Genomic DNA, 23,845 nt, shown 5'->3' on the forward strand with positions numbered 1-23,845 from the left:
TTTATTTTTTTGTATAGAATTTTTATAGTTAAGTGTTTTATTCTCAAATTATTCATTATTTTTGTTAATAAATCACATAATAAGTCTTTATTTATGTTAAAATAAGTTTTTATTGCTTATTTCATATATAATATAAGCAGTAAAAAGTGAGTTGGGAGGATTAGGATGCATCCTAAAGAGAATGACGTTTTAGAACATATAAAGAAAAACCCTTTTATTTCACAGAATGAGCTGAGTAAAAAGCTCGGTCTGACTAATGCTTCAGTTGCTACAATAATCTCAGACTTAGTTAAAAAGGAATTTATACAAGGTCAAGCATATGTGTTGAATACGGAATTTCCAATTGTTTGTGTCGGTGCTGCTAACGTGGACCGCAAATTTTTTGTTAATGAAGACTTGATTCACGGGACATCTAATCCTATACAGTCGACTCAATCAGTAGGTGGGGTTGCCCGTAATATTGGTGAGAATTTAGGACGATTGGGTGAAAATGTGGCATTGATTACAACGCGTGGTGATGATAATGAATGGCAGTCTATATATGATTTAACATCTCCATATATTAATCTAGATTTTGCTGAACATATCTCTGGCCAAAGCACAGGATGTTATACAGCACTCTTAAGCCGTGAAGGTGATATGGAGTATGGCTTGGCTGATATGGATATATATGATCATCTAACACCAGAAGTACTGATAAAACAAACATACATATTAAAACGTGCTAAATGCATCATAGCAGATTTAAACACACCGAAAGTAACGCTCGAATTTTTATGTGCTTATGCTGATAAATATGATTTAAATCTTGTACTAATTCCCGTTTCCGGTCCAAAAATGAACCGACTACCTGAGAAACTTCATTCAGTAGATTGGTTAATCGTAAATAGGGATGAAACTGAGGCACAGTTCAATATTAAAATTGATTCTGATGAGGCATTGATGGAGTCAGCAGCAAAGTGGACTAAATTAGGGATTAGCAATGTCATTGTGACAAATGGCGTCAAATCTATAGCTTACAGCAATGCGGATGGAGAAAGTAAAATTTATAGTATTACAGCTTCAGACAATGTTGTCGATGTAACAGGTGCTGGGGATTCATTTTCTAGTGCAATTGTCTTTGGCTGGTTGAAAGGCTATGAAATCGATGATATTGTCAAAATGGCAATGACGAATAGCCGTAAGACTATTGAAACACCTTTTACCGTCCGTCAGGATTTATCGGAAAAACAACTAATAAAAGACATGGAGGAATTATAATGAATCATTTAATCGACTTACATCCAGAAGTTAAAACAGCTTTAGAGAATAATCAACCTGTTATTGCTTTAGAATCTACAATTATTTCACACGGTATGCCTTACCCACAAAATATTGAAATGGCTAAAACTGTTGAAAATATTATTCGTGAAGGTGGCGCTGTGCCAGCGACAATTGCAATCATGGATGGTCGTATCAAAGTTGGTTTAGATGGAGAATCACTAGAGAAACTGGGTAACTCTGAAGGTGTTGCTAAGGTATCTCGTCGTGATTTAGCTGAAGTTGTTGCAACGAAAAGAATTGGTGCAACAACGGTTGCTTCTACAATGATCTGTGCAGAAATGGCTGGCATTAAATTCTTCGTAACTGGTGGTATCGGTGGGGTTCACCGTGGTGTTGAAGAGACTATGGATATCTCTGCTGACCTAGATGAACTTGGTAAGACAGATGTTGCAGTAATCTGTGCAGGTGCAAAATCTATCTTAGACTTAGATAGAACAATGGAATACCTTGAAACAAAAGGTGTACCTGTTATTGGTTACCAAACAGAAGTATTACCAGCTTTCTTCACACGTACTAGTGACATTAAATTAAACACAGTTACTGAAACAACTGAAGAGATTGCAAGCATCATCAAAGCAAAACATGACCTTGAACTTGAAGGTGGCGTAGTAATTGCGAATCCAATTCCAAAAGAAGATGAGTTAGATAAAGATTACATTGACGGTATTGTTGCTGCTGCAGTTAAAGAAGCTGAAGAGAACGGTATCGGTGGTAAAGATTCTACACCTTTCTTACTTGGTAAGATCGTTGAAAAAACTGAAGGTAAATCACTTGATGCAAACATCAAATTAGTTTACAACAACGCTAAAGTTGGCGCACAGATTGCTGTAGATTACTTCAATAAATAAAATGTCTTAAAAAAAGCCCTAATCCTTACATTATGTTAAGGTTTAGGGTATTTTTATATATAAGATACTATTTACTTAAAGAAGGTGTAGCTTTGACAGAATTTACAAAGTATCTCTCATTGAAGTTAGATGAAGAAAAGAAAAATCTATATTTTATAGCTGACTCTACTGGTAAAAGAGAGTTATATAGTTACAGTTTGTATGAACAGACACATAAACAAGTCACAGATGAAAATGAAAACGTGAAGAATTTCTGGTTTGTTGACGACGGCTTACTATATGCTGTGGACCACAATGGTAACGAGCGTGAACAACTCAAGTTTGTTAAAGGTAAGACTCAGATTGAGTTAACAAATGACGATGATTTTTATAATCATTATGGTGTGTTTCTAAAAGATCATCTTGTCTTTTTACGAAATCATAAAGATGGAAAAGACTTTGAACTGATGAAATATACTGATCAGTCGCTTGAAGTAATGGCAACTTTTACTAGACCAACAAGTATTGTGTCTAAATTTGATGATGAGCGTATTTTACTGAGTCAGTCTGTAAACAATATTGATAAGGATATTTATCTTTTTAACGTACATACAGGCGCTCTAGATAAACTGCCTCTGCCCGTAGGACGATTTTCAAACTATCGTTCATTAAATGATGAAAGTGCAGTATTTACTAGTGATTACTTAGAAGGTCACCTTAACTTATATTTACTTAATAAGAACACCTTTGAGTTTAAAAAACTGACGTATTTTCATTGGGATATAGAGAAGGTCCTTGTCTTAGGGGATAAGGAAAATGTCGTATTTGAGTTAAATAAGAATGGGTTTAGTAAGCTATTTAAATACAATATTAAAGATGACCTTTTAGAGTCTTTAGACTTTTATCGAGATGGTGTTGTGCACTCACTGCAAAATAAAGATGACAAACTTTATATGATATTTTCAAGCATGACCTCACCGCACAGTATTTACGAATATGACTTGATGAGAAATACAACTACAAAATTATTTGGTAATGAGGCTTTAGAAGAAACTATAGCAACAACATATCAGACTTATCCATCGTTTGATGGTTTGGATGTGCCTTATTATTTATATGAACATGTTGGGGAAAATATACCGACTGCCATACAAGTTCATGGCGGTCCAGAGTCTCAGGCACGTCCAGAGTTTAATGAGCTGTATTATAAACTTTATAAGGAAGGCTTCCAAGTTGCTGTACCGAATATAAGAGGGTCAACAGGTTACTCTAAGTTTTATATTGGTTTAGATAATCAAGAAAAACGCATGGATGCGGCAAAAGATGTCGTAGAGTTACGGTCGCATTTAGTTAACAAGCATCATGCAAATGAGAATAATATATTCGTCATGGGCCGAAGCTATGGTGGCTTTATGACCTTACTACTCATCACTCAGTTCCCTAAATTATGGAAAGGTGCAGTCGATATCGTGGGGATTTCTCATTTTACGACGCTACTTTCAAATACGCCTGCCTGGAGAAGAGAACAACGTTCTTATGAATATGGCTTCATTGGAGAACATGATGAATTTATGCAGTGTATTGCACCGCTGAATAATTCACAACAAATTCGCAGTCCTTTAAAGATATTCCATTCCCATCATGATGTCAGAGTGCCATTCTCAGAATCAGAACAAATGTATGAGAAAATGAAAGAAGAAGACAAGGATGTTGAGTTAGTTGTCTATGGAAATGAAGGGCATCAATACCTTTATACTGAAAATCAAGACGATATGAATGACAGAATACTTAAATTCTTTAAGGACTTAAGTAATGAAGGAAATTAATATATAAAAACCATGGATCATCTATGTTTTAGATGATCCATGGTTTTGTTGTATAAAGATCTTATTTATTTCCAATATCATTAAATTTTTTCAATAGATGGGCAAAGGTTTCTATATCATTGTCATCCCATTCATCTGTTACTTTTCTAAACCGTTCTTGTCTATAGTGATGCGCCTTGTTTAATGATTCAATACCTTTACTTGTCAATTGATAGTCATAGGAACGACCATCTTTTTTAGATTGTTTCTTCTCGAGTTTACCTTCTTCTTGGAGTTCGGCTGCTTGTCTACTTACTGTAGATATATCTAAGTGAAGTAGTGAAGCAATCTGCTTAACACCCATTGGTCCGGATTCTGAAATCAGTAGAAGGATTAAATAACTTGCTGATTTTAACTGCTGTTCTTTGTTTACATTAGCAGTTTGTTTTTTAATACGCCTCACCATCATGGCAAGTTGTAGTTCTAATTTTTCAAGCGACTTATTTTTTGTCAATTTATGTCAAACCTTTCTTATATATAGTATGAAGATTGACATGATATATAGTTGTATAATACAATTAATCCTGTTGCTTGTCCAGGAAAGAAGGAATATTATGCCAAATACACAAGAAAATAAAAAATATTTAACGACTCGTAATCGTACAATCCTGATGGCTGTACTGCTATCGGGTGCTTTTGCTGCGATACTGAATCAGACGCTACTCGCAACTGCCATTCCTCATATAATGGACGATTTGAATCTTGAGGCTGATGTTGCACAGTGGTTACAGTCAGTATTCATGCTAGTTAACGGTATTATGATACCCATAACAGCTTTTTTAATTAATAAATTCTCTACCCGAACTTTATTTTTTACTGCCTTATCCTTATTTGGTTTGGGTACTTTAATCTGTGGAATTTCACCAAATTTTTCAATTCTACTAACTGGTAGAATACTACAGGCTGCTGGTGCGGGTATCGTCATGCCTTTAATGCAAACGATCCTATTTCTAACTTACCCACGAGAAGAACGTGGTAAGGCAATGGGAATGTTTGGATTAGTCATTAGTTTCGCCCCGGCAATTGGTCCAACCTTATCAGGGTGGTTTGTTGAAATTTACCCATGGAGAGGCTTATTCTTAATGGTATTACCGATTGTTATTATTGATATAATCGTGGCCTACTTCATTTTAAGAAATGTGACAGAACAAACGGATCCTAAGTTAGATATGACTTCGATTATTTTATCAACATTAGGATTTGGTGGCTTACTTCTTGGATTCTCAGTTGCAGGTAATAGCGGTTGGCTAAGTCCGATTGTACTTCTACCGATTATTATTGGCGCAATCACTCTATTCTTATTTATTCGTAGACAAAATCACTTAGAAGAACCTGTGCTAGAATTTAGTGTCTTTAAGGATCATATTTTTACGCTGTCCACTGTAATCGGAATGATTGTCTTTATGTCAATGATTGGTGGGGCAGTTATACTACCGATTTATATGCAAACCATGCTTGGATTTTCTGCTATGGAGTCAGGTATGATGCTACTACCAGGTGCCTTAATCATGGGGATTATGAGTCCTATAACAGGGCGTTTATTCGATAAGTACGGTGCCCGGTGGCTCGGGGTAATTGGGCTTGCTGTAGTGACAGTGACAACGCTTATGTTCTCTGTTCTAAATGATCAGACGACATTTTGGTACTTAGCTATAGTCAATGCTTTTAGAATGCTCGGGGTTGCAATGGTGATGATGCCAGCAACAACAGCAGGTTTAAATCAATTGTCAGACCAACTAGTCCCGCATGGTACAGCAATGAATAATACGATGCGTCAAGTTGCAGGAGCAGTCGGAACGGCTATATTGGTTTCAATCATGACAAATACTCAGAATCCAGCAGAAGGTGTTTCAGGAATGATTCACGGAGTGAATATGTCATTCTTATTTGCAGCAATTTTATCTTTTATAGGATTCATATTGGCCTTTAGACTAAAAGGTAATAGTAAAAGTGGTTAGGAAATTTTCCTAACCGCTTTTTTATGCCTTATTTTGTTTGCTTCTAAAGTATTGGAAGAGAATTATTACGATGATACCAATGAACATAAAGTAATTAACTATAAAATCCGACATACCATTTAAATAATCGAATGGGTATATGATTCTACCAAAACTATAAATAATTAATACTATAAAAATTATTCTTGTAGCTGTTGTTTTCGAAGTAAGTAAAAAGTATAGTGACGCGACAAAAACCAAGACAAAAAATGAGAACAGTATGGATTCGAAAATTGATTCGTCATAGCTCGCAATTTTAAATGCACTTAAATATTCAGAGTTAACGAAGATCACTAATAGGTTTGTGATTATAAATAAAATTAGAAATATCAAGGTCGAGAACATTTGATTATTACCGCGACTCGATGCCTGATGCTTAATGCCGTGATTCAAGAACGGTACCATGATGAATATCAAAATCAAACCAATAACTAAAGTAAACGATAGGGTGATGGCACCTGTTATAACTGTGATAGCTGTATATAAAACAGCGAAATAAAAGAGTAGGACAGAGAAGTCCACCCAGTAATTGCCACGTGTTTTCGGGAGTTTTTTAGCTTCTTTTTTTGCAAGATCAGTTGTTTTTTGACCGTAGTAATCGATATAGTCTTGATTGTGCTTACGCATTTCAGCTGCTAAATTATAAAGTTTTTCATATTTAGCATCTTCTGTGATATGTAATTTATCCAGTTCTTTGTTTAAAGAATCAAATGCAGTCTGATCATCATTAGACAGCATATTGTATATGTCAGAATAAAGTGTTTTGTAGTTAGTCATAGTGTCCCCTTTTAGAAAAGATATTAAATATAATTATAACAAATGTTTAAGGTTGTGATGTATGGATATAGTTAGTTATGAAGGAAGTAAAAAATTACTTAATTATTTATAGTTTCATACTTGCTTTTTGTAACTAAGTATATTATTATAATCATTGTGATACTTCGAATTTGAAACAATTAATTTAAATATACTATTGGAGGAGATTTAAAAATGGCTAAATTTGTAGCAGATACTGCCCACTCAGAATTAGAGTTCATTGTAAAACACATGATGGTAACAAAAGTAAGAGGTTCATTTGGAGAATGGTCAATTGATGTAGAAGTTGACGATATTGAAGATCTTTCAACTGCAGTAATTAAAGGTGAAGCAAACGTTGCAACAATCGACACTGGTGTTGAAGACCGTGACGCTCACTTACGTTCTGGAGACTTCTTTGAAACTGAAGAGTTCCCTAAAATGACTTTCGAATCAACTAAAATTGAAGGTTCTGAATCACAATACCAAGTAACAGGTAACTTAACTATTAAAGACGTAACTAAAGAAATCACAGTACCACTAACTTACAACGGTCACGGCGTAAGTCCATTTGGTCCAACTGTTTACGGTTTTGAAACAAACTTCTCAATTAACCGTGAGGACTTCGGTTTAACTTGGAACCAAACTCTAGAAACTGGTGGCGTACTTGTTTCTAAAGACGTTAAAATCAATGCTGAATTACAATTTAACCCTGCTGAATAAGAAAATATTTTTCTAAACCACATAAAGTAATGACTCGGTACCTCCTAAGTTTGCAGATGAAGTAATTTTCTGTAAACTTAGGAGATTTTTAAATTTTGATAATATTTTTCAGCTTTTTAAACTTTGTTTATGCTATGGAGTTAAGTGGTATATATAACTGTTTAATTTTAATTGTTAAGGAGATGCTAGATTTGTCACATTATGATGCATTAATCATAGGTTTTGGTAAAGCCGGAAAAACTTTAGCTGGAGCTTTGTCTAGCAAGGATTGGAAAGTAGCACTAGTCGAAGAGGATCCAAATATGTATGGTGGCACATGTATCAATGTTGCTTGTATTCCAACTAAACTCCTAATGCATGATGCTTTAGAAGGTAAGAAATACAGTGCAGCGATTGAACGAAAATTTAATACTATAGAGAAGTTAAATAAGAAAAACTACCACTCAGTTGCAGATTTAGACAACGCTGAAGTCATTGACGGTAGAGCAAAATTTGTAAATGAAAAGGAAATAGAAGTCAGCAAAAAAGATGGCGGAACTGAATCAATAACTGCCGATAAAATCTTCATTAACACTGGTGCAACAAGTGTTGTACCACCTTTAGATGACGATATGGATTCTGACAAAATATATACAAGTACCAGTCTACTAAATGAGGAAAAGTTACCTGAAACTTTAACCATTGTAGGTGGGGGGTATATCGGTCTAGAATTTGCAACGATGTACAACGCTTTTGGATCCACTGTTAACGTTATCGTACCAGACGATGGCATTTTAAAAAATGAAGACAAGGAAATTAGAGATGAAATCACTAAAGATATGCAAGAAAGTGGCATTAACTTTATCTTTGGTAAGAAGGCTGAGAAGGTGACTGATAATGGTTCAGATATCACAGTATCATTATCAGGTGGTGAAGCAGTATCCTCGAACGCTGTCTTATTTGCTACAGGTCGTAAAGCGAATACAGAAGGTTTAGGGTTAGAAAATACTAAAATTGATACAGATGATAGAGGCGCTATCGTTGTTGATGAACATCTACAAACCACTGTTGATAATGTTTATGCAGTCGGCGATGTTAAAGGTGGCATGCAGTTCACTTATACTTCACTAGATGACTTCAGAGTAGTAAAAAGTCATCTCTTAGAAGATGGTTCTTATACCAGCGACGACAGAAAAAATATCCAATATACTATGTTTATTGACCCACCGTTCTCTAGAGTCGGCTATACTCTAGATGAAGCAAAAGAAGCGGGATTCAATGCACAAGAGAAAAGCATGCCGATGAGTGGACACCCTAGATCTCATATAAATAATGAATTAAGAGGTATATTTAAAGCGGTTGTAGATACTGAATCCGGAGAGATTTTAGGTGCACATCTATACGGTGTGAACTCAGAAGAATTAATCAATATGGTTAAGCTGGCTATGGATCATGATATTCCATATGGTTTCCTAAGAGACATGATGTACAACCATCCAGGAATGTCAGAAGCGTTTAATAATCTATTTGATATCTAGACTTCAATATATAAATTAATTTAAATAAACTGTGTGGAATTCATCATATAATTCCACACAGTTTTAATTTCTTAAATATATTTTGAAAGAAAACGATATACTTCACCGAGTGGCAGGCCAACAATTGTGTTGTAATCACCTTGAATAGATTGAACAAATTGTACCCCCAATGCCTGTATACCATATGCACCAGCCTTATCTACATATTCGCCACTGTCTAAATATCGTTTGATTTCGTCAGAAGTTAATGTATAAAAAGTAACTTCAGTTTTTGAAATAATAATTTCTTCAAAGTCTCTTGACTTTAAGATTGCAGCGGAGTACACTTCATGAGTGTTGCCAGATAATGTTTCAAGCATGTTCCGAGCATCATTACGATCCTTCGGCTTTTCAAAAATTTCATTTTGATAGCTGACGATTGTATCTGCAGTGATATTGATTGTTTGGTCATGAATGGGTAAAGCTGTCGCTTTTAGTTTAGCAGTTTCGATAACTTTAGTGGCTGGATCTGTCGTAGTAATTTGTTTCTCATCAACATCTGGATCGACCACATCGAATTGGAGATTAAGTTGATTGAGTAGCGCTTGTCTTCTTGGGGATTTGGAACCGAGTACAAGTTTCATGAGAAAACCTCCAGTAAATTCTTGATATCCGTTGCACTAAATTATACAGTAGGTATAATAAATGCAAAATACTTATAAAATCATTCTATTATGGATTTTAAATACATAGGTTCAAACCTAATTATATTGATGATTGAAGAGGGGAGCAATAATGAAAGTTGAATTGACGAAGTACAGAGTTAAAGAAGGTAAAAGTGAATTAGTTGATGAGTGGATTGACTACATGCACAACCACATGGACGATGTGCTTATGAATTTAGAAGGCGAAAAGATGTTCGTAGAGACAATTTTTCGTGAAGCATTTAACGATGTTGAGTACCTGTATTGGTACAGTGTTCAAGAAGAAACTTCTGACATTCAAATTTCTGAGTCAGACCTTGATAAGAAGCATATTGAGTATTGGGAACAATGCATTGATAAAACATTCAGACCAGAAGATATGAAAGCAGAAATTGTAATGATTCCTGAGCGTATCAGAGAAGCAATGCATTACGACAAGAATAAGTAGATGAAGTCAGGGTAAAGCACCCTGGCTTTATTTTCTGTTGTTAATTAGAAATACGTTATAATAATTAGGATAGGGGTGATTCTATGGACCGTCATGAATTTAAACAAAAGGTGATTGATTATGCTAAAACAATAGGAATCGATGACATTGGTTTTACTACAGCAGAGCCTTTTACTGAGTTCAAAGCGAAACTTATCGACTACTACAAAAATGGCTATGAATCCGGTTTTGAAACAGGCACCATTGAGGAGCGAGCAAATCCCAAGCTAAGTTTACCGTCAGCTCAAAGTATTGTGTCGATTGCTGTCGGGTATCCTAATCGTTTAAGAAATGCGCCTAAGTCAAAGAAGGGTGAGCGTCGTGGGATCTTTGCCCGTGCTTCTTGGGGTATGGATTATCATACCTTGCTAAGATCTCGACTCGATAAGTTGCAAGCTTTCATTCAAGAACTTGATCCAGCAGTTGAGTGCAAATCTATGGTGGACACTGGCGTATTGAGTGACAGAGAAGTAGCGAGAAGAAGCGGACTTGGATTTATCGGAAAGAATGGTTTTGTAATTAATCCGAAACTTGGTACATACTCATATCTAGGTGAAATGATTGTATCTTTTCCTTTTCCTGCAGATGAAGAACTTCTAGATTCATGTGGGGATTGTAACATTTGTGTCGACCGTTGTCCGACAGGTGCACTCGTAGGAGATGGACAACTCGATTCTAAAAAATGTATCTCTTTCTTAACACAGACAAAAGGATTCATGCCAGTTGAGTATAGAGGTGTTATTGGTAATAGAATATATGGTTGTGATACATGCCAACAAGTTTGTCCTAGAAACCGTGGTATTAATACTGAGCACCATGAGGACATCGTCTTAGAACCGGAAATATTGAAACCAGAGCTCACTAGTTTATTAAAGATATCTAATAGAGATTTTAAAGAAACATATGGGCATCTTGCTGGCGTTTGGAGAGGAAAAAAACCGATTCAACGAAATGCAATTCTAGCCCTTGCCCACTATAAGGAAACAGATGCAGTTGACTTGCTTAAAGATGTTGCAGAAAGCGATCCGAGACCAGTAATCAAAGGAACGGCTTACTGGGCAATTGGACAAATTGAAGGTAATCAAGCATTAGAATATATTAATGAAAGATACAAGGAAGAATCTGACGAAAATGTAAAAAGAGAAATGCTCTTAGGTATCCAAGAAGCAGTTTAGGAAGAAGGAAAATTATGAATCATGTTGTGTTATACCAACCAGAAATTCCACAAAATACAGGCAATATAGCAAGGACGTGTGTTGCCACAGGCACACCTTTACATTTAATCAAGCCATACGGTTTTAGTCTAGAAGATAAGTACGTTAAGCGTGCAGGTTTAGACTACTGGAAAGATTTAGAACTATATGAGTATGATTCAATTGAAGAATTTTTTGAAAAAAATGAAGGCAAGTACTATATGATCTCTAAGTTTGGTGAGCAAACCTTTAGTGATATGGATTATTCTGATTTTGACAAATCGCATTATTTTATATTCGGTAAAGAAACGAAAGGTTTACCAGATTGGTTAAAAGATGAATACAAAGATTCATTGATGAGAGTACCGATGACAGACAAAGTACGTTCATTGAATCTCGCGAATACAGTCGGTATACTCGTTTATGAAGCACTAAGACAACAAAATTATCCAAACTTAAAGTAGGAGGTAGTCATCTATGAATGAAGTCATTAATTTGATTAATAATCACCGTTCGTTAAGAAAATTTTCAGATACCAAACTGACCGAAGATGAAATTAAAACCTTAGTTGGTGCAGCACAAAGCGCCAGCACTTCATCTTACGTTCAAGCTTATTCTATTGTTGGTGTAATGGATATTGAGAAGAAAAAAGCATTAAAAGATATTAGTACCCAAAGTTATGTCGAAGACAATGGTCATCTCTTTGTTTTTGTCGTTGATTTTTATCGTCATAAGGAACTTGCTAAAAAAGCAAATAAAGAAATATCTTACGATAAAACAGAAAATCTTATCGTAGGCGTGGTTGATGCATCGCTTGCGGCTCAAAATATGGCACTTGCTGCAGAAAGCATGGGCTTAGGAATTTGCTATATTGGTTCACTACGTAACGATGTAGAAAAGGTATCAGAGATTCTCGAGCTGCCTGAAGGGACTTTCCCACTGTTTGGCATGGTAACAGGACATCCTGAATCAGAAGGATCACAAAAAGAGAGATTACCATTTGAAGCGGTATACCATGAGAATACTTATAATAAAATTGATGAAGTTGAAGACGATATTGAAGCGTATGATCAGCGTATTAGTGACTACTATCGAAGTCGTACGAACAATGAACGAGCGGATAAGTGGAGTGACCAAGTCCTAAATATGCTAAGTAAAAAACAAAGACTTGATGTGGATGCGTTCTTAAAAGAACAAGGATTTTTAGGTCAATAAGTCAAAAAGAGAGCTCAGATCAATGAGCTCTCTTTTTTATATAAATGTTTCTCTTTGTCCAGGGTGTTTATCGAGAATCACTTGGTCTTTTGGAATACCATTTTTAAGTAGTATTTCGATGTTTTGTTTTAGAAATTCATCACTACCTACAACGTAGAATAGACCTTCTTTATCAGACATTAATTTGTCTGCTTCAATGTAATAATCATCGCGATTGTCTACAAATTGTGAAGAGATATTTTCAACTTCTTCATTATTGAAAATATCAGTAAAGAGATAATGACCTGTAGAATCAACGTTTAAGGATTGAATGCTATTGACGTTAGATTGATCTTGTAAAAATTTAAGTGCTAAGGGACGTAAAGTTGCTAAACCAGCACCAGCTGAGAGCATGTAGATTTTTTTATTCTCGCGTTTTAAAGGTACGTTTGTATGTGTTTTAAAAATAGCTGCTTTTCCACCGATAGGCATTTCATTTAACGTACGTTTGAAAATAGAGGGGTTTTCGTTAATACGTGTCGTTATACCAATATCTTTTTCATCGTTTGTTGTTGAAATGGACATATGTCTAATTAGACTACGATCTGGTTTCTCACCTGCATTAAAACCTTCAAAAGCTAGGTGAATATGTGCGCCTTCTTCCCAGTTATAATCACTAGGGCACTCAAAAACAAAAGTTTTAACTGTAGGGGATTCGTCGATAACCCTCTTAAGTGTCGTCCAATAAATTTGCATAGAATGTAACTCCTCATCATTATGTTAGCTCCATTATACATATTATTGATAAGGATTCTCAATTAATAGGATTTAAAGATTTAGAATAAAAAGAAAAACAGCCAAGTTTGAACACTTGGCTGTTAGTAATATAGCATTGCTATTTAACTATTCTCTAATTTTTGTTTCCCCGTCATCCTTGTAGCCCCATGTAGTTTCGCGGCCAGCAGTAAGAATTGAAGTTAGGAAAGCAATACAAACCATCAGAATTAAAAATGCTTTCATTGTAGATTTGCCCCCATTACTTTTACTTGAATTATCTTTATTATAAACTAAAATGACAAGATTAAAAAGGACAACTTGAAAAAAAGAAGTTTTATCGTGTAAATCAAATAATATTGTATAGAATAGGTTATATTGTTTTGATTTTGGGGTAAGATAATTTTAAATGACCTTATTTTTGAAGCTGAACATTACTGGAGGAAATTAAAATGGCAATGAATTTTAAAATATTTGAATCTAAAGAAGTCGCAGATTTGTTTTTAGCAGATCTAATCAGAAAACAAATCCACAATAATCCTGAAAGTATTTTAGCATTAGATACTAATGAAGAATTATCGAGAAGCTATGAAAAACTAGTTGGTGAACTACGAAATCACCCTGCAGATTTATCTGAAATTCAACTCTATGCAGTGGGTAAAGATGGCTTAGAGGTATTTAAAAAATTAGATTTACCTTCTTCACAAATTGATGAAGGTGGTACAGCTGATGATTTAGATAGTATAGGTAAGAAAAAAGTTAATGTTGCTGTCTTAAATTTGAATGATAATAAGAAAGTCGGCTTTAACAATGATAATGAAGACTTATTTAAGGCTAAAGAACTGTTCGTTTATGCCTCAGGTTCAAATTCAAGTGATGCAGTCAGAGCTTTATATGAAGCGGCACTTGATGGTGGTAGTAGTTTAAGTGAAATTAAGAATCACCGCATGGTGACAGTTGTGATTGATATAGATGCAGCTGCTGATTTAGATAGTGATATCGTCGATTACTACACATATAAATTTGCATAATATATTTGTTAATGAATCCTTTTGAAATATAGTATAAACTAGTAACTGAATACTATATTTCGGGGGGATTTTTTTATGTCATTTAGAATTGAGCACGATACAATCGGTGAAATTAAAGTACCAGCAGATAAATACTGGGCAGCACAAACAGAAAGAAGTCGTCAGAACTTTCCAGTAGGTAAAGAAAAGATGCCGATAGAAGTGATCGTTGCTTTTGCTCATTTGAAAAAAGCGGCAGCAATTTCTAATAATAAACTAGGAAAATTATCAGATTCTAAAAAGGATGCAATTGTTCATGCTTGTGATCGTGTGATTGCACGTGAGTTAGACGAGCACTTCCCACTTGTTGTATGGCAAACAGGTAGCGGTACACAAAGTAATATGAACGTAAATGAGGTAGTGAGTTATGTTGCTAATGAATACCTAAAAGAAAAAGGTATTGATGAAGTCGTACACCCAAATGATGATGTGAACAAATCACAATCTTCTAATGATACGTATCCTACAGCAATGTACGTTGCCTTATTACAGGCAGTAGAGAGTCAACTCGTACCTGCTCTAGCTAAACTTCATGGCACATTCGTTTCTAAACAAGAGCAGTTCAAGGATATAATTAAAATTGGGCGTACTCATCTTCAAGATGCGACACCACTGACATTAGGTCAAGAGATTTCAGGTTGGTCTTACATGTTAGAAAAATCGACAGAACTTATCAATCAATCTAAAAAGCAACTCACTAATCTTGCGATTGGTGGTACTGCTGTTGGTACTGGAATTAATGCACATCCAGAATTCGGTAAAATGGTTGCGGAACAACTGGAAAAACAAACTGGTCTACCATTTGTTTCTTCACCAAATAAATTCCATGCACTGACATCATACGATGAAGTCGTTTATGTTCATGGTGCCCTAAAGGCGCTTGCAGGAGATTTAATGAAGATTGCGAACGATGTAAGATGGTTAGCCTCTGGACCACGAGCAGGACTTGCTGAAATTGAAATACCTGCAAATGAACCTGGTTCTTCAATCATGCCAGGTAAAGTAAACCCAACACAGTCAGAAATGTTAACGATGGTTGTTGCACAAGTATTTGGTAATGATACCGCAGTATCATTTGGTGCGTCACAAGGTAACTTCGAGTTGAACGTCTTTAAACCGGTTATTCTTTTCAATACCTTACAATCAATTTATTTACTTGCAGATGGTATGAATAGTTTCAATGACAACTGTGCAGTAGGCATTGAGCCGATTAATGAGAATATCGATAAGTACTTAAATAACTCATTGATGCTTGTAACAGCTTTAAATCCACATATCGGTTATGAAAATGCTGCGAAAATTGCTAAAAATGCACATGCAAAAGGGATTACACTTAAAGAATCTGCCATTGAATCAGGCTTATTGACTGAGGAACAATTTGATGAGTGGATTCGACCTGAAGATATGATTCAGTCTAAAGAGTAGGGGTTTTTCGATGAAGAAAATCAGCTTAATTGATATCGGATCAAATACGATTCGTTTAGTTATATTTGAATATACTGAAGAACACGGTTTAAGAGAAGAAAGAAATATTAAAACACCTGCGCGTCTTGCCCAATATATTGGTGAAGATGGGAACATGCCAGAAGAAGGTATCCTCGTACTTATGAAAGTCTTAAAAAGCTTTAAGCAAATTTCAGATAAGTACAATATTGATGAAATTTACCCTGTTGCTACTGCTGCAATTCGTCAGTCAGAGAACAGAGATGAAATCGTCGAACGCATAAATACGGAGCTTGGTCTCGATGTAAAAATCATCACAGGTGATGAGGAGGCGACCTTCGGATATGAAGCTGCTGTTCATACTATCAGCTATTATGATGCAGTGACGATTGATATAGGTGGGGGAAGTACAGAGTTAACCTATTACGAAGATAAGAATTTAATTTATAAAACGAGCTTACCATTTGGTGCGGTTACCTTGAGTCGTGATTTCTTCACTGATAAAGATCACAATGACAAGAAGGCAATCAAAGAAGCTAAGAAATTCATCGAAGAACAGTTTAAAAAAGTAAATTGGTTACTGGACCGAAATGTACCGATTGTTGCGATTGGTGGGAGTGCGAGAAATATTGCTCGCATTCACCAGTCGATGACATCATACCCAATCGCTGGTGTACATGGTTATACAATGACGAAAAGTAATTTAAATGATGTCTATAAGTTATTAAAAAACACTGAGACTGATGATATGGATGATATTGATGGGTTGAGTAAGGATAGAGCAGATTTGATTTTACCTGCGAACCTTGTTTTCAGTTCATTATTAGATATTGTTGATTCAAATGAATTTAAGTTTAGTAGAAAAGGGCTAAGAGAGGGTATGGCAATGAAAATCATTAGCCGAGATTACCCAGTTGCCTTTAACAAATATAGAGTATTTGATGATTCTATCAACCAATTAACCAATGATTTTAATATTGATGAAAATGATTCGAAGAAACGAACTGAGATAGTGGATCGTCTCTACCATCAGTTAGAGCGCTATGACATTTTGAACTTATCTAGAACAACTAAAATGATTATGAAACAAGCTGCGAGCATTTATTATCTTGGTGATTTTATTGATAGAGATGCTTCCAGTCAACATACTTATTATTTGATATCCAATTCAAATATCAACGGCATCACTCATAAAAATCGTGTCCGATTAGCCTTAATCGCAAGTTTCAAGAATAAATCCTTACTTGATTTTTACGCTAAGGAAACAGGATGGTTCGACGACGATGAAATGAGTGAAATTCAGTCACTTGGTTCGCTTGTTAAATTCTCAAACGCTCTAAATATTTCTAACACTGGCATTGTAGATAGTCTCCGACTGACTAAGACAGATGATGGTTATACACTGACTGTTAAATACAATGGGGACCCTATTGCCGAAGAGTATTATGCACTTAGACAAAAGAAACATTTTGAGAAGATAATTGGTGAAAAATTATGGATTGAATTTACAGAATCTTAATATTCATGCGCTATAATAATCGAGGTTAGGAGGATACAAATGACTTATAAATTAAACGATAAATCATATTATAATAACAGAGAGCTCAGCTGGTTGAGATTTAATTATAGAGTATTAGCAGAAGCAAGTGATTTACGTAATCCTCTTCTCGAAAGACTTAAATTTGTCGCAATTACAAGTTCCAACCTCGATGAATTTTTTATGGTTAGGGTGGCTGGGCTTAAAGACCAAGTGAAAATGAATTATGCAGAACCTGATACGAAAACTGGGATGACACCTGAAGAACAGCTTCAAGGTATCGGTGAATTAAACCGTGAAAATTGCCGAATTCAATATGAAACTTATCACAGTTTAATTGGTGAATTAGAGAAATTGAATGTTTTTATAAAGCGGCCGTCTGAGCTTTCAAAAGCACTTCAAACACAGTTGGAGCAGTTGTTTGATGATCAGATATTACCGTCTTTAACACCACTAGGTATCGATGCATATCGACCTTTTCCAAAACTAATGAACAAAAAAATAAACTTATTTGTCGATCTTTCTAATGAAGTCGGTAAACAGACAGCGATTGTTCAGTTGCCTACTGTCATAAGACGTTATTTTGAGTTGCATGAAGATAATAAGACTTATTTTGTCTTGGCTGAGGATATCATTAATGAATATGTTCATAAACTATTTAATGGCTATAAAATTGAAAGAACTTTTCCGTTTCGAATTACTAGAAATGCTGACTTGACGATTCATGAAGAGGGTGCCGCTGACCTATTAATTGAAATTGAACGTTTCTTAAAAGAACGAACAAAAGGTGCGGCAGTACGTCTAGAGATTGATCGTAGTAGAGATGAAACAATTAACGGTTCTTTCTTAGAAGAACAGTTATCATTACATCCTGAGGATGTATATCGATTTGATGGACCATTAGATTTAACATTCCTATTTGAACTGGTTAGTGACCTGAAGAATCGTTTCCCGAATCTGGTATTTAAACCATTCTTCCCACAGCCAGCTAAGTTTTTAGGGAATAGAAATGTATATGAAACAACATTGAAAGAGGATATTTTCTTCCATCACCCTTATGAATCATTCAAACCGATTGTTGAATTCGTTCAAGAGGCGGCGAATGATAAGGATGTGCTTGCTATTAAACAGACACTATACCGTGTTTCGAGTGATTCACCGATTATCGAATCATTAAAGCTCGCTGCGGAGAACGGTAAGCAAGTGACTGTATTAGTTGAATTAAAGGCAAGGTTTGATGAGGAAAATAATGTCCACTGGGCGAAAGAATTGGAAGATGCGGGTTGTCATGTTATTTACGGCATGAATTACTTAAAAACGCATAGTAAAATTACTTTAGTTGTTAAAAAAGTGAATAAAAAAATTGTTAAGTTTGTACATTTAGGAACGGGTAACTATAACGATTCGACAGCGAAATTGTACACGGATATGGGGATTATTACGACTGACCCAAATATTGGTGATGATGCTGTAAACTTCTTTAACTACTTAAGTGGATACTCATTAAAACCAGAGTATAAAGAATTACATGTTGCACCATTTGAAATAAGGGATTTATTCTCTGAGCGAATCGACCGGGAAATTGAGAGTCACAAAACTCATGGTAATGGTTATATATATGCCAAAATGAACTCTTTAACAGATAAGAAAATTATTGATAAGTTGCTAGAAGCTTCTCAAGAAGGCGTAAAAATTGATCTTGTTATTCGTGGTATATGTTGCTTGAAACCCGGTATAGAAGGTGTCAGTGATAACATTACTGTAATCAGTATTGTTGGACGCTTTCTTGAACACTCAAGAATATATTACTTCTATAATAATGGAGAGAGAGACATGTATCTCTCATCTGCAGATATTATGACAAGAAACATGATTAAACGTGTAGAAATACTGTTCCCGATTAATGATCCAAGAATAGTGGATGAACTACTTGAAATCAATGAACTTTATTTACGTGATAATACAAAAGCTCGTAGACAACTTTCAGATGGTACTTATGAGTATGTGAAGAATGACTTACCTCCATTAAGTGTCCAAGAAGAGTTGATGAAACGTGCCATTGAACATGGTGAAGAGAAGAAAACGGAAATGTTAGATGAGAGTAGTAATATACTACAACGTATCAAGAGTCGTTTTAGAAAATAGGATATATATTGAAAGCATGCCCCTGGAATTTCCAGGGGCATTTTATTTCAATGTTGAATGAATAATTAATAGTTAATATACAATTTTCAAATAAAAGGGAAAGAATTTAAAAGTAGAATTGGTAAATTTTATGTTATTATAAATAAGTTATTTTTATTATTTAAGGACGTGAATGGATTGTCGTCAGACTTTTTACAAATGGAAAAGAAATTTAGACCCGAAATAGAAGGTCTTAGATTTGTTGCAGCACTGCTTGTGGCCATTTACCATATTTGGCTTGGTAGAGTTTCAGGTGGGGGTAGATGTATTCTTTATAATTTCTGGGTATTTGATTACCGCATCCATTATTTCTAAGATCAATAAGGACGGGTTTTTATCGTTTAGTAAATTTTTTGGAGGGTTGTTGAAGCGGCTGTTACCTAATGCTACTGTCGTATTGTTGGTTGTGGGTATTGCAACATTTTTCTTGGTCCCTGGCTCCTTAGTCGTTAAAACAATAAAAGAGTTACTCGCTTCTTTATTTTACTATCAAAATTTACAGTTAGCATTTTCTAATACAGATTATTTGAATTCAGAACAAGCGAAGACACCAATTGAACACTTTTGGGCAATGTCGATACAAGGACAATTTTATATCATGTGGTTCATTATCTTTACGGTTATCGTTTTAATATGGAGAAAGAAAACAGGATTAAATATACATACAACACTAAATAGTGTATTCGCAATAATATTTATAATTTCACTCACATATTCTATTTATGCAACAAATGATAACCAAGCCTTTGCTTACTTTAATCCCTTAGCTCGTAGCTGGCAGTTTGCTTTGGGTGGTTTAGTATATTTAAATTTACATAAATTGAAGTTACCCATGATTGTTTCCAATGTTTTAGGATGGTTTGGTTTATTAGGATTACTTGTTACTGGGCTTATCTTTGATGTATCAACAATGTTCCCAGGTTATGTTGCACTTTGGCCTATGATCTGTGCAGTTTTAATCTTGTTATCCGGTAATCAAGTATCATCGTATGGCGTCGAAAGGTTATTAAGTCAACCGGCATTAATGAAACTCGGTGGAATATCGTTTGGTATTTATTTGTGGCACTGGGTAATTTTATCGTTCTATAATTACAGTGTATATGAAGAAATGACTATTGTGACTGGGATACTCATTATTGTAGCTTCAATTATATTGAGTTTATTGTCTACAAAATTTATAGAAACTCCAATGAGAAAGCGTACAGGTAAAAGTGCGTTTATTAGAGTGGGAATGCTTGCAGTGTTAACATTCGGTGTAATTGGTTTACTTGCTATAGATCATAAAGCTAACGGACAAGATGTTGATGAGACGGTAATACCGAGTCAAGTATACCCAGGAGCAAGTGCAGACCCAACATTTATAAGTGAAGAAGACCCAGTACCTTCAGTTGAAACCGTCAAAGATGATATGTCAGATGCCTATAGTGATGGTGTCATGATATATGAGGGGGCTGATTTAAAACCTAAAGCCTACGGGCAAATTGAAAATTATGATTATCACATTTTACTTGTGGGAGGTTCACATTCCAGCCATTGGCTTGGTGCGCTTCAACAAATTGCTGAGACAGAAAAAATAAAAATAACGCACTTAGGTAAGGCGAATGCAAGATTTACTATGGGGGAGCAAATAGAACAAGTTTCAATGGACTGGATGAGTAATGTCAATAAATACTTAGAAGAAAATAGTGAATCATTTGACTTACTATTTACATCTGCTGATGTGGGGAATGTTGAGGAAGTAGACGTACCCGAAGGTTTCATTGATGAGTTTGAATTTGTCCAAAATTTAGGACTTCAGGTATTTGCTGTGAGAGATAATCCTAGATTGACCATAAATGCAATCGAAGCCTATGAAAGAGATACTTCTGCCCACTACGATGTATCACAACACTTACCAGAAAGAAATTGGGATGAAGTGACAGATACAGGTGCTGTCGTTTACGATTACAGTGAAAATATTGCTCCAGGAAAAGTATTCACACCAGTTCGAGGCAATGTCTTTGTATATTTCGACTCTAGTCATATGACGAATTCATTTTCTAGAACATTGGGACCAGTGATCAAAGACGACCTGATGAGAGAATTAGAGAACGTTAAAGGTGAATAAGTTACTTGGAAGATCAACGGTGAGATGGTGTTGACCTTCTGATGAGTTGGGAGTCCAACGGTAAAATGGTGTTGACCTTCTGATGAGTTGGGAGTCCAACGGTGAGATGGTGTTGACCTTCTGATGAGTTGGGAGTCCAACGGTGAGATGGTGTTGACCTTCTGAGATGTTTGGAGATCAACGCCAAACTGGTGTTGACCTTCTAAGGTGTTTGGAGGTCAACGCCAAATTGACGTTGACCTTCACTCCCCCAATTGAATAGGTACTAAAATATAAGAAAGACGACTGACATGTATCAGTCGTCTATTTTAGTCTTCAACCATTGTTACATTAACTTTCTCTCGACTTAAGGGATTGGTAAATGAAACCTGGTAACCGTAGAGATGCATATATGGTGAAGTTGGTCCACCGTATAGTTTGTCACCGATAATCGGAGCGTTTAAATGTTTAAGATGTGCTCGAATTTGATGGGTTCTGCCTGTTTCTAATTCGACAGTTAATTCTTCATAGTGCTTTAACTTTTTCACTTCTATGATGTGAGTGATTGCGGTTTTACCTTCACGAGTCACATGGTAAAGATTGGTATGTGGTTTACGTCCGAGCGGTGCAATAACTGTTTGTTTATTGATTTTACTACCGAGTTTCACATGTGCTTTATAAATGCGTTCGATTTCATTTTTCGCTAATATATAGTCCAATATTTTCTTCATGTATGCATTTTTTGCAAATAGTACGATACCACTTGTATCAACATCAAGCCGATGAACTGGTTCAACATAGGGACTAATTGTTGATGAAATAACGTCATTCACTAATGTATTATGTTCACCTGGATCATTAGGGTGTACTTTTTGACCAGCAGGTTTTTGAGCGACTAGAAGGTTGTCATCTTCAAAAATAATCTTTGCCTGCTGACCACTTTCCTTATAATTACTCTCATGATTAAAGTCTGGTAAATCCACTAGATCTCCAGCGACAACTGTATCTGTCAGCTTTCGATCTTCATTATTTACTTTTATGTCTTTAGACATGCGTAGCCAATGCAATTCTTTTTTAGGCACATGACACTCAGTCAGGACAGATTCAATTGATTGACCATTGAACTTTTCTTGAAGTATAAATTTCATATTATTCGCCTGTTGCAGCAGTCATGAACTCTTCAAAGCCTTCAGTAGATCCTGGGTTACCTTCTAGGCGCTCAACTTCTTCTCCATCTTCAAAGTAAATTAAAGTTGGTGTCGCGTTGATACCATATGTTTCCCAAGCTTGGTCGTATTCTAATACGTTAAGTTGTGTGACTTCATTGTCAATATTATCAAGTGCATCAGTTAACATCGGAGTTGCTTCCTGACAGTGTACACATGTTGGACTCCAGAAATAAACGAATTCACCTTCTCCAGAATTAACGATTTCCTCTACCTCTGCTGGTGTTTTGTTTGCTTGGTAATCTTCGTTATCTAGAGTGTCAATTGTTGGACCGCTTAACTCGTCTGGTTCTTTATCAGTGTATGGGTAGTAGCCACTCTCACTTAAAGATTCTGGATCGCTCGACTGATTACTTACTACAACGAAAACGGCAATAAATATTACTACAATAAGGGCAATAATCCCGTAAAATACTTTGTTTCCCATTTAATAATTCTCCTCTTTAATCTTTTTTAATAAAGAATGATAAAATAAAAATAATGATAAATGCTGTCAGTGCAAGTAGGGGAATGGTAATAAATCCACCCCAATTTATATATTGTACTGTACATGAAACACCCATACAAGCGTTGGCGCTCTCACCAAGTGCGGGGATTTTTTGTAGGCCATAATGGTATGTAGAGACTAATATACCAATTCCACTCATCACTCTTGCGTATAGTCTAACATTATTATCTTCCTGGATAACTCCAATTAGTGACAAGATTACAATTGGATACATAAGTATACGTTGATACCAACACATTTCACACGGTTCATACAGACGAATCTCACTAAAATACAGTGATCCGAGTGTGGCGAACAATGAAACGATGAAAATTAGTTGGGTGAACAACTTGTTGTTTTTCATTGTTAGTCAATCCCTTCGTTATTTTTTTGTAACCTACTGTTATATTATAAGTGATAATAATTATCTCAAG

Annotated in this window: 22 protein-coding genes; 15 read left to right on the plus strand and 7 right to left on the minus strand. The window is 35.4% G+C overall.

Translation table 11 applies throughout. From position 1 onward, the window contains the following. Positions 1-165: 165 nt before the first annotated feature. The 3 genes from V6E76_RS02765 (at position 166) to V6E76_RS02775 (ending at position 3,976) form a co-directional block, all read left to right on the plus strand. Positions 166-1,260: a carbohydrate kinase gene (locus V6E76_RS02765; protein ID WP_247348735.1), complete on the plus strand. Its 1,095-nt coding sequence runs from the start codon at positions 166-168 to the stop codon at positions 1,258-1,260. Then, positions 1,260-2,171 carry a pseudouridine-5'-phosphate glycosidase gene (locus V6E76_RS02770; RefSeq protein WP_247348737.1) on the plus strand — a complete coding sequence of 304 codons (912 nt, stop codon included), beginning with the start codon at positions 1,260-1,262 and terminating at the stop codon, positions 2,169-2,171. Before V6E76_RS02765 ends, V6E76_RS02770 begins: the two co-directional genes overlap by 1 nt. A 92-nt stretch (positions 2,172-2,263) precedes the next feature. Then, positions 2,264-3,976, plus strand: coding sequence for an alpha/beta fold hydrolase (locus V6E76_RS02775; protein WP_247348739.1), 1,713 nt, complete (start codon positions 2,264-2,266; stop codon positions 3,974-3,976). 61 nt (positions 3,977-4,037) lie between these two features. Here the strand turns inward: V6E76_RS02775 and V6E76_RS02780 are convergent, their stop codons facing one another. Continuing rightward, entirely contained in the window at positions 4,038-4,469 is a 432-nt protein-coding gene (locus V6E76_RS02780; protein ID WP_247348741.1) for a MarR family transcriptional regulator, read from the minus strand. Positions 4,470-4,569: 100 nt separating this feature from the next. On the opposite strand from V6E76_RS02780, the gene V6E76_RS02785 reads away from it, so the two are divergent. Next, positions 4,570-5,973 (plus strand): MDR family MFS transporter, encoded by a 1,404-nt coding sequence (locus V6E76_RS02785; RefSeq protein WP_247348751.1) that lies wholly within the window; start codon positions 4,570-4,572, stop codon positions 5,971-5,973. Between the two features lie 21 nt (positions 5,974-5,994). Here the strand turns inward: V6E76_RS02785 and V6E76_RS02790 are convergent, their stop codons facing one another. Next, positions 5,995-6,789: a PEX28-32 family peroxisomal membrane protein gene (locus V6E76_RS02790; RefSeq protein WP_247348753.1), complete on the minus strand. Its 795-nt coding sequence runs from the start codon at positions 6,787-6,789 to the stop codon at positions 5,995-5,997. Positions 6,790-7,002: 213 nt separating this feature from the next. Between V6E76_RS02790 and V6E76_RS02795 the strand changes: the two genes are divergently transcribed. Next, positions 7,003-7,530, plus strand: coding sequence for a YceI family protein (locus tag V6E76_RS02795; RefSeq protein WP_247348756.1), 528 nt, complete (start codon positions 7,003-7,005; stop codon positions 7,528-7,530). 182 nt (positions 7,531-7,712) lie between these two features. Continuing rightward, positions 7,713-9,047, plus strand: coding sequence for an FAD-dependent oxidoreductase (locus V6E76_RS02800; RefSeq protein ID WP_499797707.1), 1,335 nt, complete (start codon positions 7,713-7,715; stop codon positions 9,045-9,047). A 71-nt stretch (positions 9,048-9,118) separates the two neighbouring features. Here V6E76_RS02800 and V6E76_RS02805 read toward each other — a convergent pair whose 3' ends face one another. Then, positions 9,119-9,670 carry a Maf family protein gene (locus V6E76_RS02805; protein WP_247348760.1) on the minus strand — a complete coding sequence of 184 codons (552 nt, stop codon included), beginning with the start codon at positions 9,668-9,670 and terminating at the stop codon, positions 9,119-9,121. A gap of 151 nt (positions 9,671-9,821) precedes the next feature. On the opposite strand from V6E76_RS02805, the gene V6E76_RS02810 reads away from it, so the two are divergent. The 4 genes from V6E76_RS02810 to nfsA all read left to right on the plus strand — a co-directional run bounded on the left by V6E76_RS02810 (position 9,822) and on the right by nfsA (position 12,625). After that, positions 9,822-10,178, plus strand: a complete 357-nt coding sequence (locus V6E76_RS02810; RefSeq protein ID WP_247348769.1) for a DUF6176 family protein — start codon at positions 9,822-9,824, stop codon at positions 10,176-10,178. A gap of 83 nt (positions 10,179-10,261) precedes the next feature. Continuing rightward, entirely contained in the window at positions 10,262-11,392 is a 1,131-nt protein-coding gene (queG, locus tag V6E76_RS02815; RefSeq protein WP_247348771.1) for a tRNA epoxyqueuosine(34) reductase QueG, read from the plus strand. Between the two features lie 11 nt (positions 11,393-11,403). Further along, positions 11,404-11,874, plus strand: coding sequence for a tRNA (uridine(34)/cytosine(34)/5-carboxymethylaminomethyluridine(34)-2'-O)-methyltransferase TrmL (trmL, locus tag V6E76_RS02820; protein WP_247349432.1), 471 nt, complete (start codon positions 11,404-11,406; stop codon positions 11,872-11,874). A gap of 13 nt (positions 11,875-11,887) precedes the next feature. Then, positions 11,888-12,625 (plus strand): oxygen-insensitive NADPH nitroreductase, encoded by a 738-nt coding sequence (nfsA, locus tag V6E76_RS02825; RefSeq protein ID WP_247348773.1) that lies wholly within the window; start codon positions 11,888-11,890, stop codon positions 12,623-12,625. Positions 12,626-12,661: 36 nt separating this feature from the next. Here nfsA and V6E76_RS02830 read toward each other — a convergent pair whose 3' ends face one another. Further along, positions 12,662-13,360 carry a ferredoxin reductase domain-containing protein gene (locus V6E76_RS02830; RefSeq protein WP_247348775.1) on the minus strand — a complete coding sequence of 233 codons (699 nt, stop codon included), beginning with the start codon at positions 13,358-13,360 and terminating at the stop codon, positions 12,662-12,664. A gap of 470 nt (positions 13,361-13,830) precedes the next feature. On the opposite strand from V6E76_RS02830, the gene V6E76_RS02835 reads away from it, so the two are divergent. The 5 genes from V6E76_RS02835 to V6E76_RS02855 all read left to right on the plus strand — a co-directional run bounded on the left by V6E76_RS02835 (position 13,831) and on the right by V6E76_RS02855 (position 21,719). After that, the gene (locus tag V6E76_RS02835) at positions 13,831-14,409 is read left to right on the plus strand and encodes a sugar phosphate isomerase family (RefSeq protein ID WP_247348777.1); all 579 of its coding nucleotides are present in this window, start codon (positions 13,831-13,833) and stop codon (positions 14,407-14,409) included. A 75-nt stretch (positions 14,410-14,484) separates the two neighbouring features. Beyond that, positions 14,485-15,873, plus strand: a complete 1,389-nt coding sequence (gene fumC, locus V6E76_RS02840; protein WP_247348779.1) for a class II fumarate hydratase — start codon at positions 14,485-14,487, stop codon at positions 15,871-15,873. A 10-nt stretch (positions 15,874-15,883) separates the two neighbouring features. Beyond that, a complete protein-coding gene (gene ppx / locus V6E76_RS02845) occupies positions 15,884-17,410 on the plus strand; it encodes an exopolyphosphatase (RefSeq protein ID WP_247348781.1) in 1,527 nt (508 codons plus the stop codon). A 39-nt stretch (positions 17,411-17,449) separates the two neighbouring features. Then, on the plus strand, positions 17,450-19,573 hold the full coding sequence (locus tag V6E76_RS02850) for an RNA degradosome polyphosphate kinase (RefSeq protein ID WP_247348783.1): 2,124 nt from the start codon (positions 17,450-17,452) through the stop codon (positions 19,571-19,573). A gap of 292 nt (positions 19,574-19,865) precedes the next feature. Next, on the plus strand, positions 19,866-21,719 hold the full coding sequence (locus V6E76_RS02855; protein ID WP_499797699.1) for an acyltransferase family protein: 1,854 nt from the start codon (positions 19,866-19,868) through the stop codon (positions 21,717-21,719). Positions 21,720-22,027: 308 nt separating this feature from the next. On the opposite strand, the gene V6E76_RS02860 is transcribed toward V6E76_RS02855, so the two are convergent. From V6E76_RS02860 to V6E76_RS02870, 3 genes are read right to left on the minus strand one after another with little or no spacing between them, the layout of a single operon-like run. Beyond that, the gene (locus V6E76_RS02860; RefSeq protein WP_247348795.1) at positions 22,028-22,846 is read right to left on the minus strand and encodes an RluA family pseudouridine synthase; all 819 of its coding nucleotides are present in this window, start codon (positions 22,844-22,846) and stop codon (positions 22,028-22,030) included. A gap of 1 nt (position 22,847) precedes the next feature. After that, a complete protein-coding gene (locus tag V6E76_RS02865) occupies positions 22,848-23,351 on the minus strand; it encodes a thioredoxin family protein (protein ID WP_247348797.1) in 504 nt (167 codons plus the stop codon). 16 nt (positions 23,352-23,367) lie between these two features. Next, positions 23,368-23,775: a disulfide oxidoreductase gene (locus V6E76_RS02870; RefSeq protein ID WP_247348799.1), complete on the minus strand. Its 408-nt coding sequence runs from the start codon at positions 23,773-23,775 to the stop codon at positions 23,368-23,370. Between the last annotated feature and the right edge of the window lie 70 nt (positions 23,776-23,845).

The sequence above is a fragment of the Jeotgalicoccus huakuii genome (assembly GCF_036665975.1).
Taxonomy (GTDB): Bacteria; Bacillota; Bacilli; order Staphylococcales; family Salinicoccaceae; genus Jeotgalicoccus; species Jeotgalicoccus marinus.

Bases quoted from the DNA above. Each gene is read 5' to 3' on its own strand.
- V6E76_RS02765 (WP_247348735.1), top strand. From the start codon at position 166: ATGCATCCTAAAGAGAATGACGTTTTAGAACATATAAAGAAAAACCCT.
- V6E76_RS02770 (WP_247348737.1), top strand. From the start codon at position 1,260: ATGAATCATTTAATCGACTTACATCCAGAAGTTAAAACAGCTTTAGAG.
- V6E76_RS02785 (WP_247348751.1), top strand. From the start codon at position 4,570: ATGCCAAATACACAAGAAAATAAAAAATATTTAACGACTCGTAATCGT.
- V6E76_RS02790 (WP_247348753.1), bottom strand. From the start codon at position 6,789: ATGACTAACTACAAAACACTTTATTCTGACATATACAATATGCTGTCT.
- V6E76_RS02795 (WP_247348756.1), top strand. From the start codon at position 7,003: ATGGCTAAATTTGTAGCAGATACTGCCCACTCAGAATTAGAGTTCATT.
- V6E76_RS02800 (WP_499797707.1), top strand. From the start codon at position 7,713: ATGCTAGATTTGTCACATTATGATGCATTAATCATAGGTTTTGGTAAA.
- V6E76_RS02805 (WP_247348760.1), bottom strand. From the start codon at position 9,670: ATGAAACTTGTACTCGGTTCCAAATCCCCAAGAAGACAAGCGCTACTC.
- V6E76_RS02810 (WP_247348769.1), top strand. From the start codon at position 9,822: ATGAAAGTTGAATTGACGAAGTACAGAGTTAAAGAAGGTAAAAGTGAA.
- queG (WP_247348771.1), top strand. From the start codon at position 10,262: ATGGACCGTCATGAATTTAAACAAAAGGTGATTGATTATGCTAAAACA.
- nfsA (WP_247348773.1), top strand. From the start codon at position 11,888: ATGAATGAAGTCATTAATTTGATTAATAATCACCGTTCGTTAAGAAAA.
- V6E76_RS02830 (WP_247348775.1), bottom strand. From the start codon at position 13,360: ATGCAAATTTATTGGACGACACTTAAGAGGGTTATCGACGAATCCCCT.
- V6E76_RS02835 (WP_247348777.1), top strand. From the start codon at position 13,831: ATGGCAATGAATTTTAAAATATTTGAATCTAAAGAAGTCGCAGATTTG.
- fumC (WP_247348779.1), top strand. From the start codon at position 14,485: ATGTCATTTAGAATTGAGCACGATACAATCGGTGAAATTAAAGTACCA.
- ppx (WP_247348781.1), top strand. From the start codon at position 15,884: ATGAAGAAAATCAGCTTAATTGATATCGGATCAAATACGATTCGTTTA.
- V6E76_RS02850 (WP_247348783.1), top strand. From the start codon at position 17,450: ATGACTTATAAATTAAACGATAAATCATATTATAATAACAGAGAGCTC.
- V6E76_RS02860 (WP_247348795.1), bottom strand. From the start codon at position 22,846: ATGAAATTTATACTTCAAGAAAAGTTCAATGGTCAATCAATTGAATCT.
- V6E76_RS02865 (WP_247348797.1), bottom strand. From the start codon at position 23,351: ATGGGAAACAAAGTATTTTACGGGATTATTGCCCTTATTGTAGTAATA.
- V6E76_RS02870 (WP_247348799.1), bottom strand. From the start codon at position 23,775: ATGAAAAACAACAAGTTGTTCACCCAACTAATTTTCATCGTTTCATTG.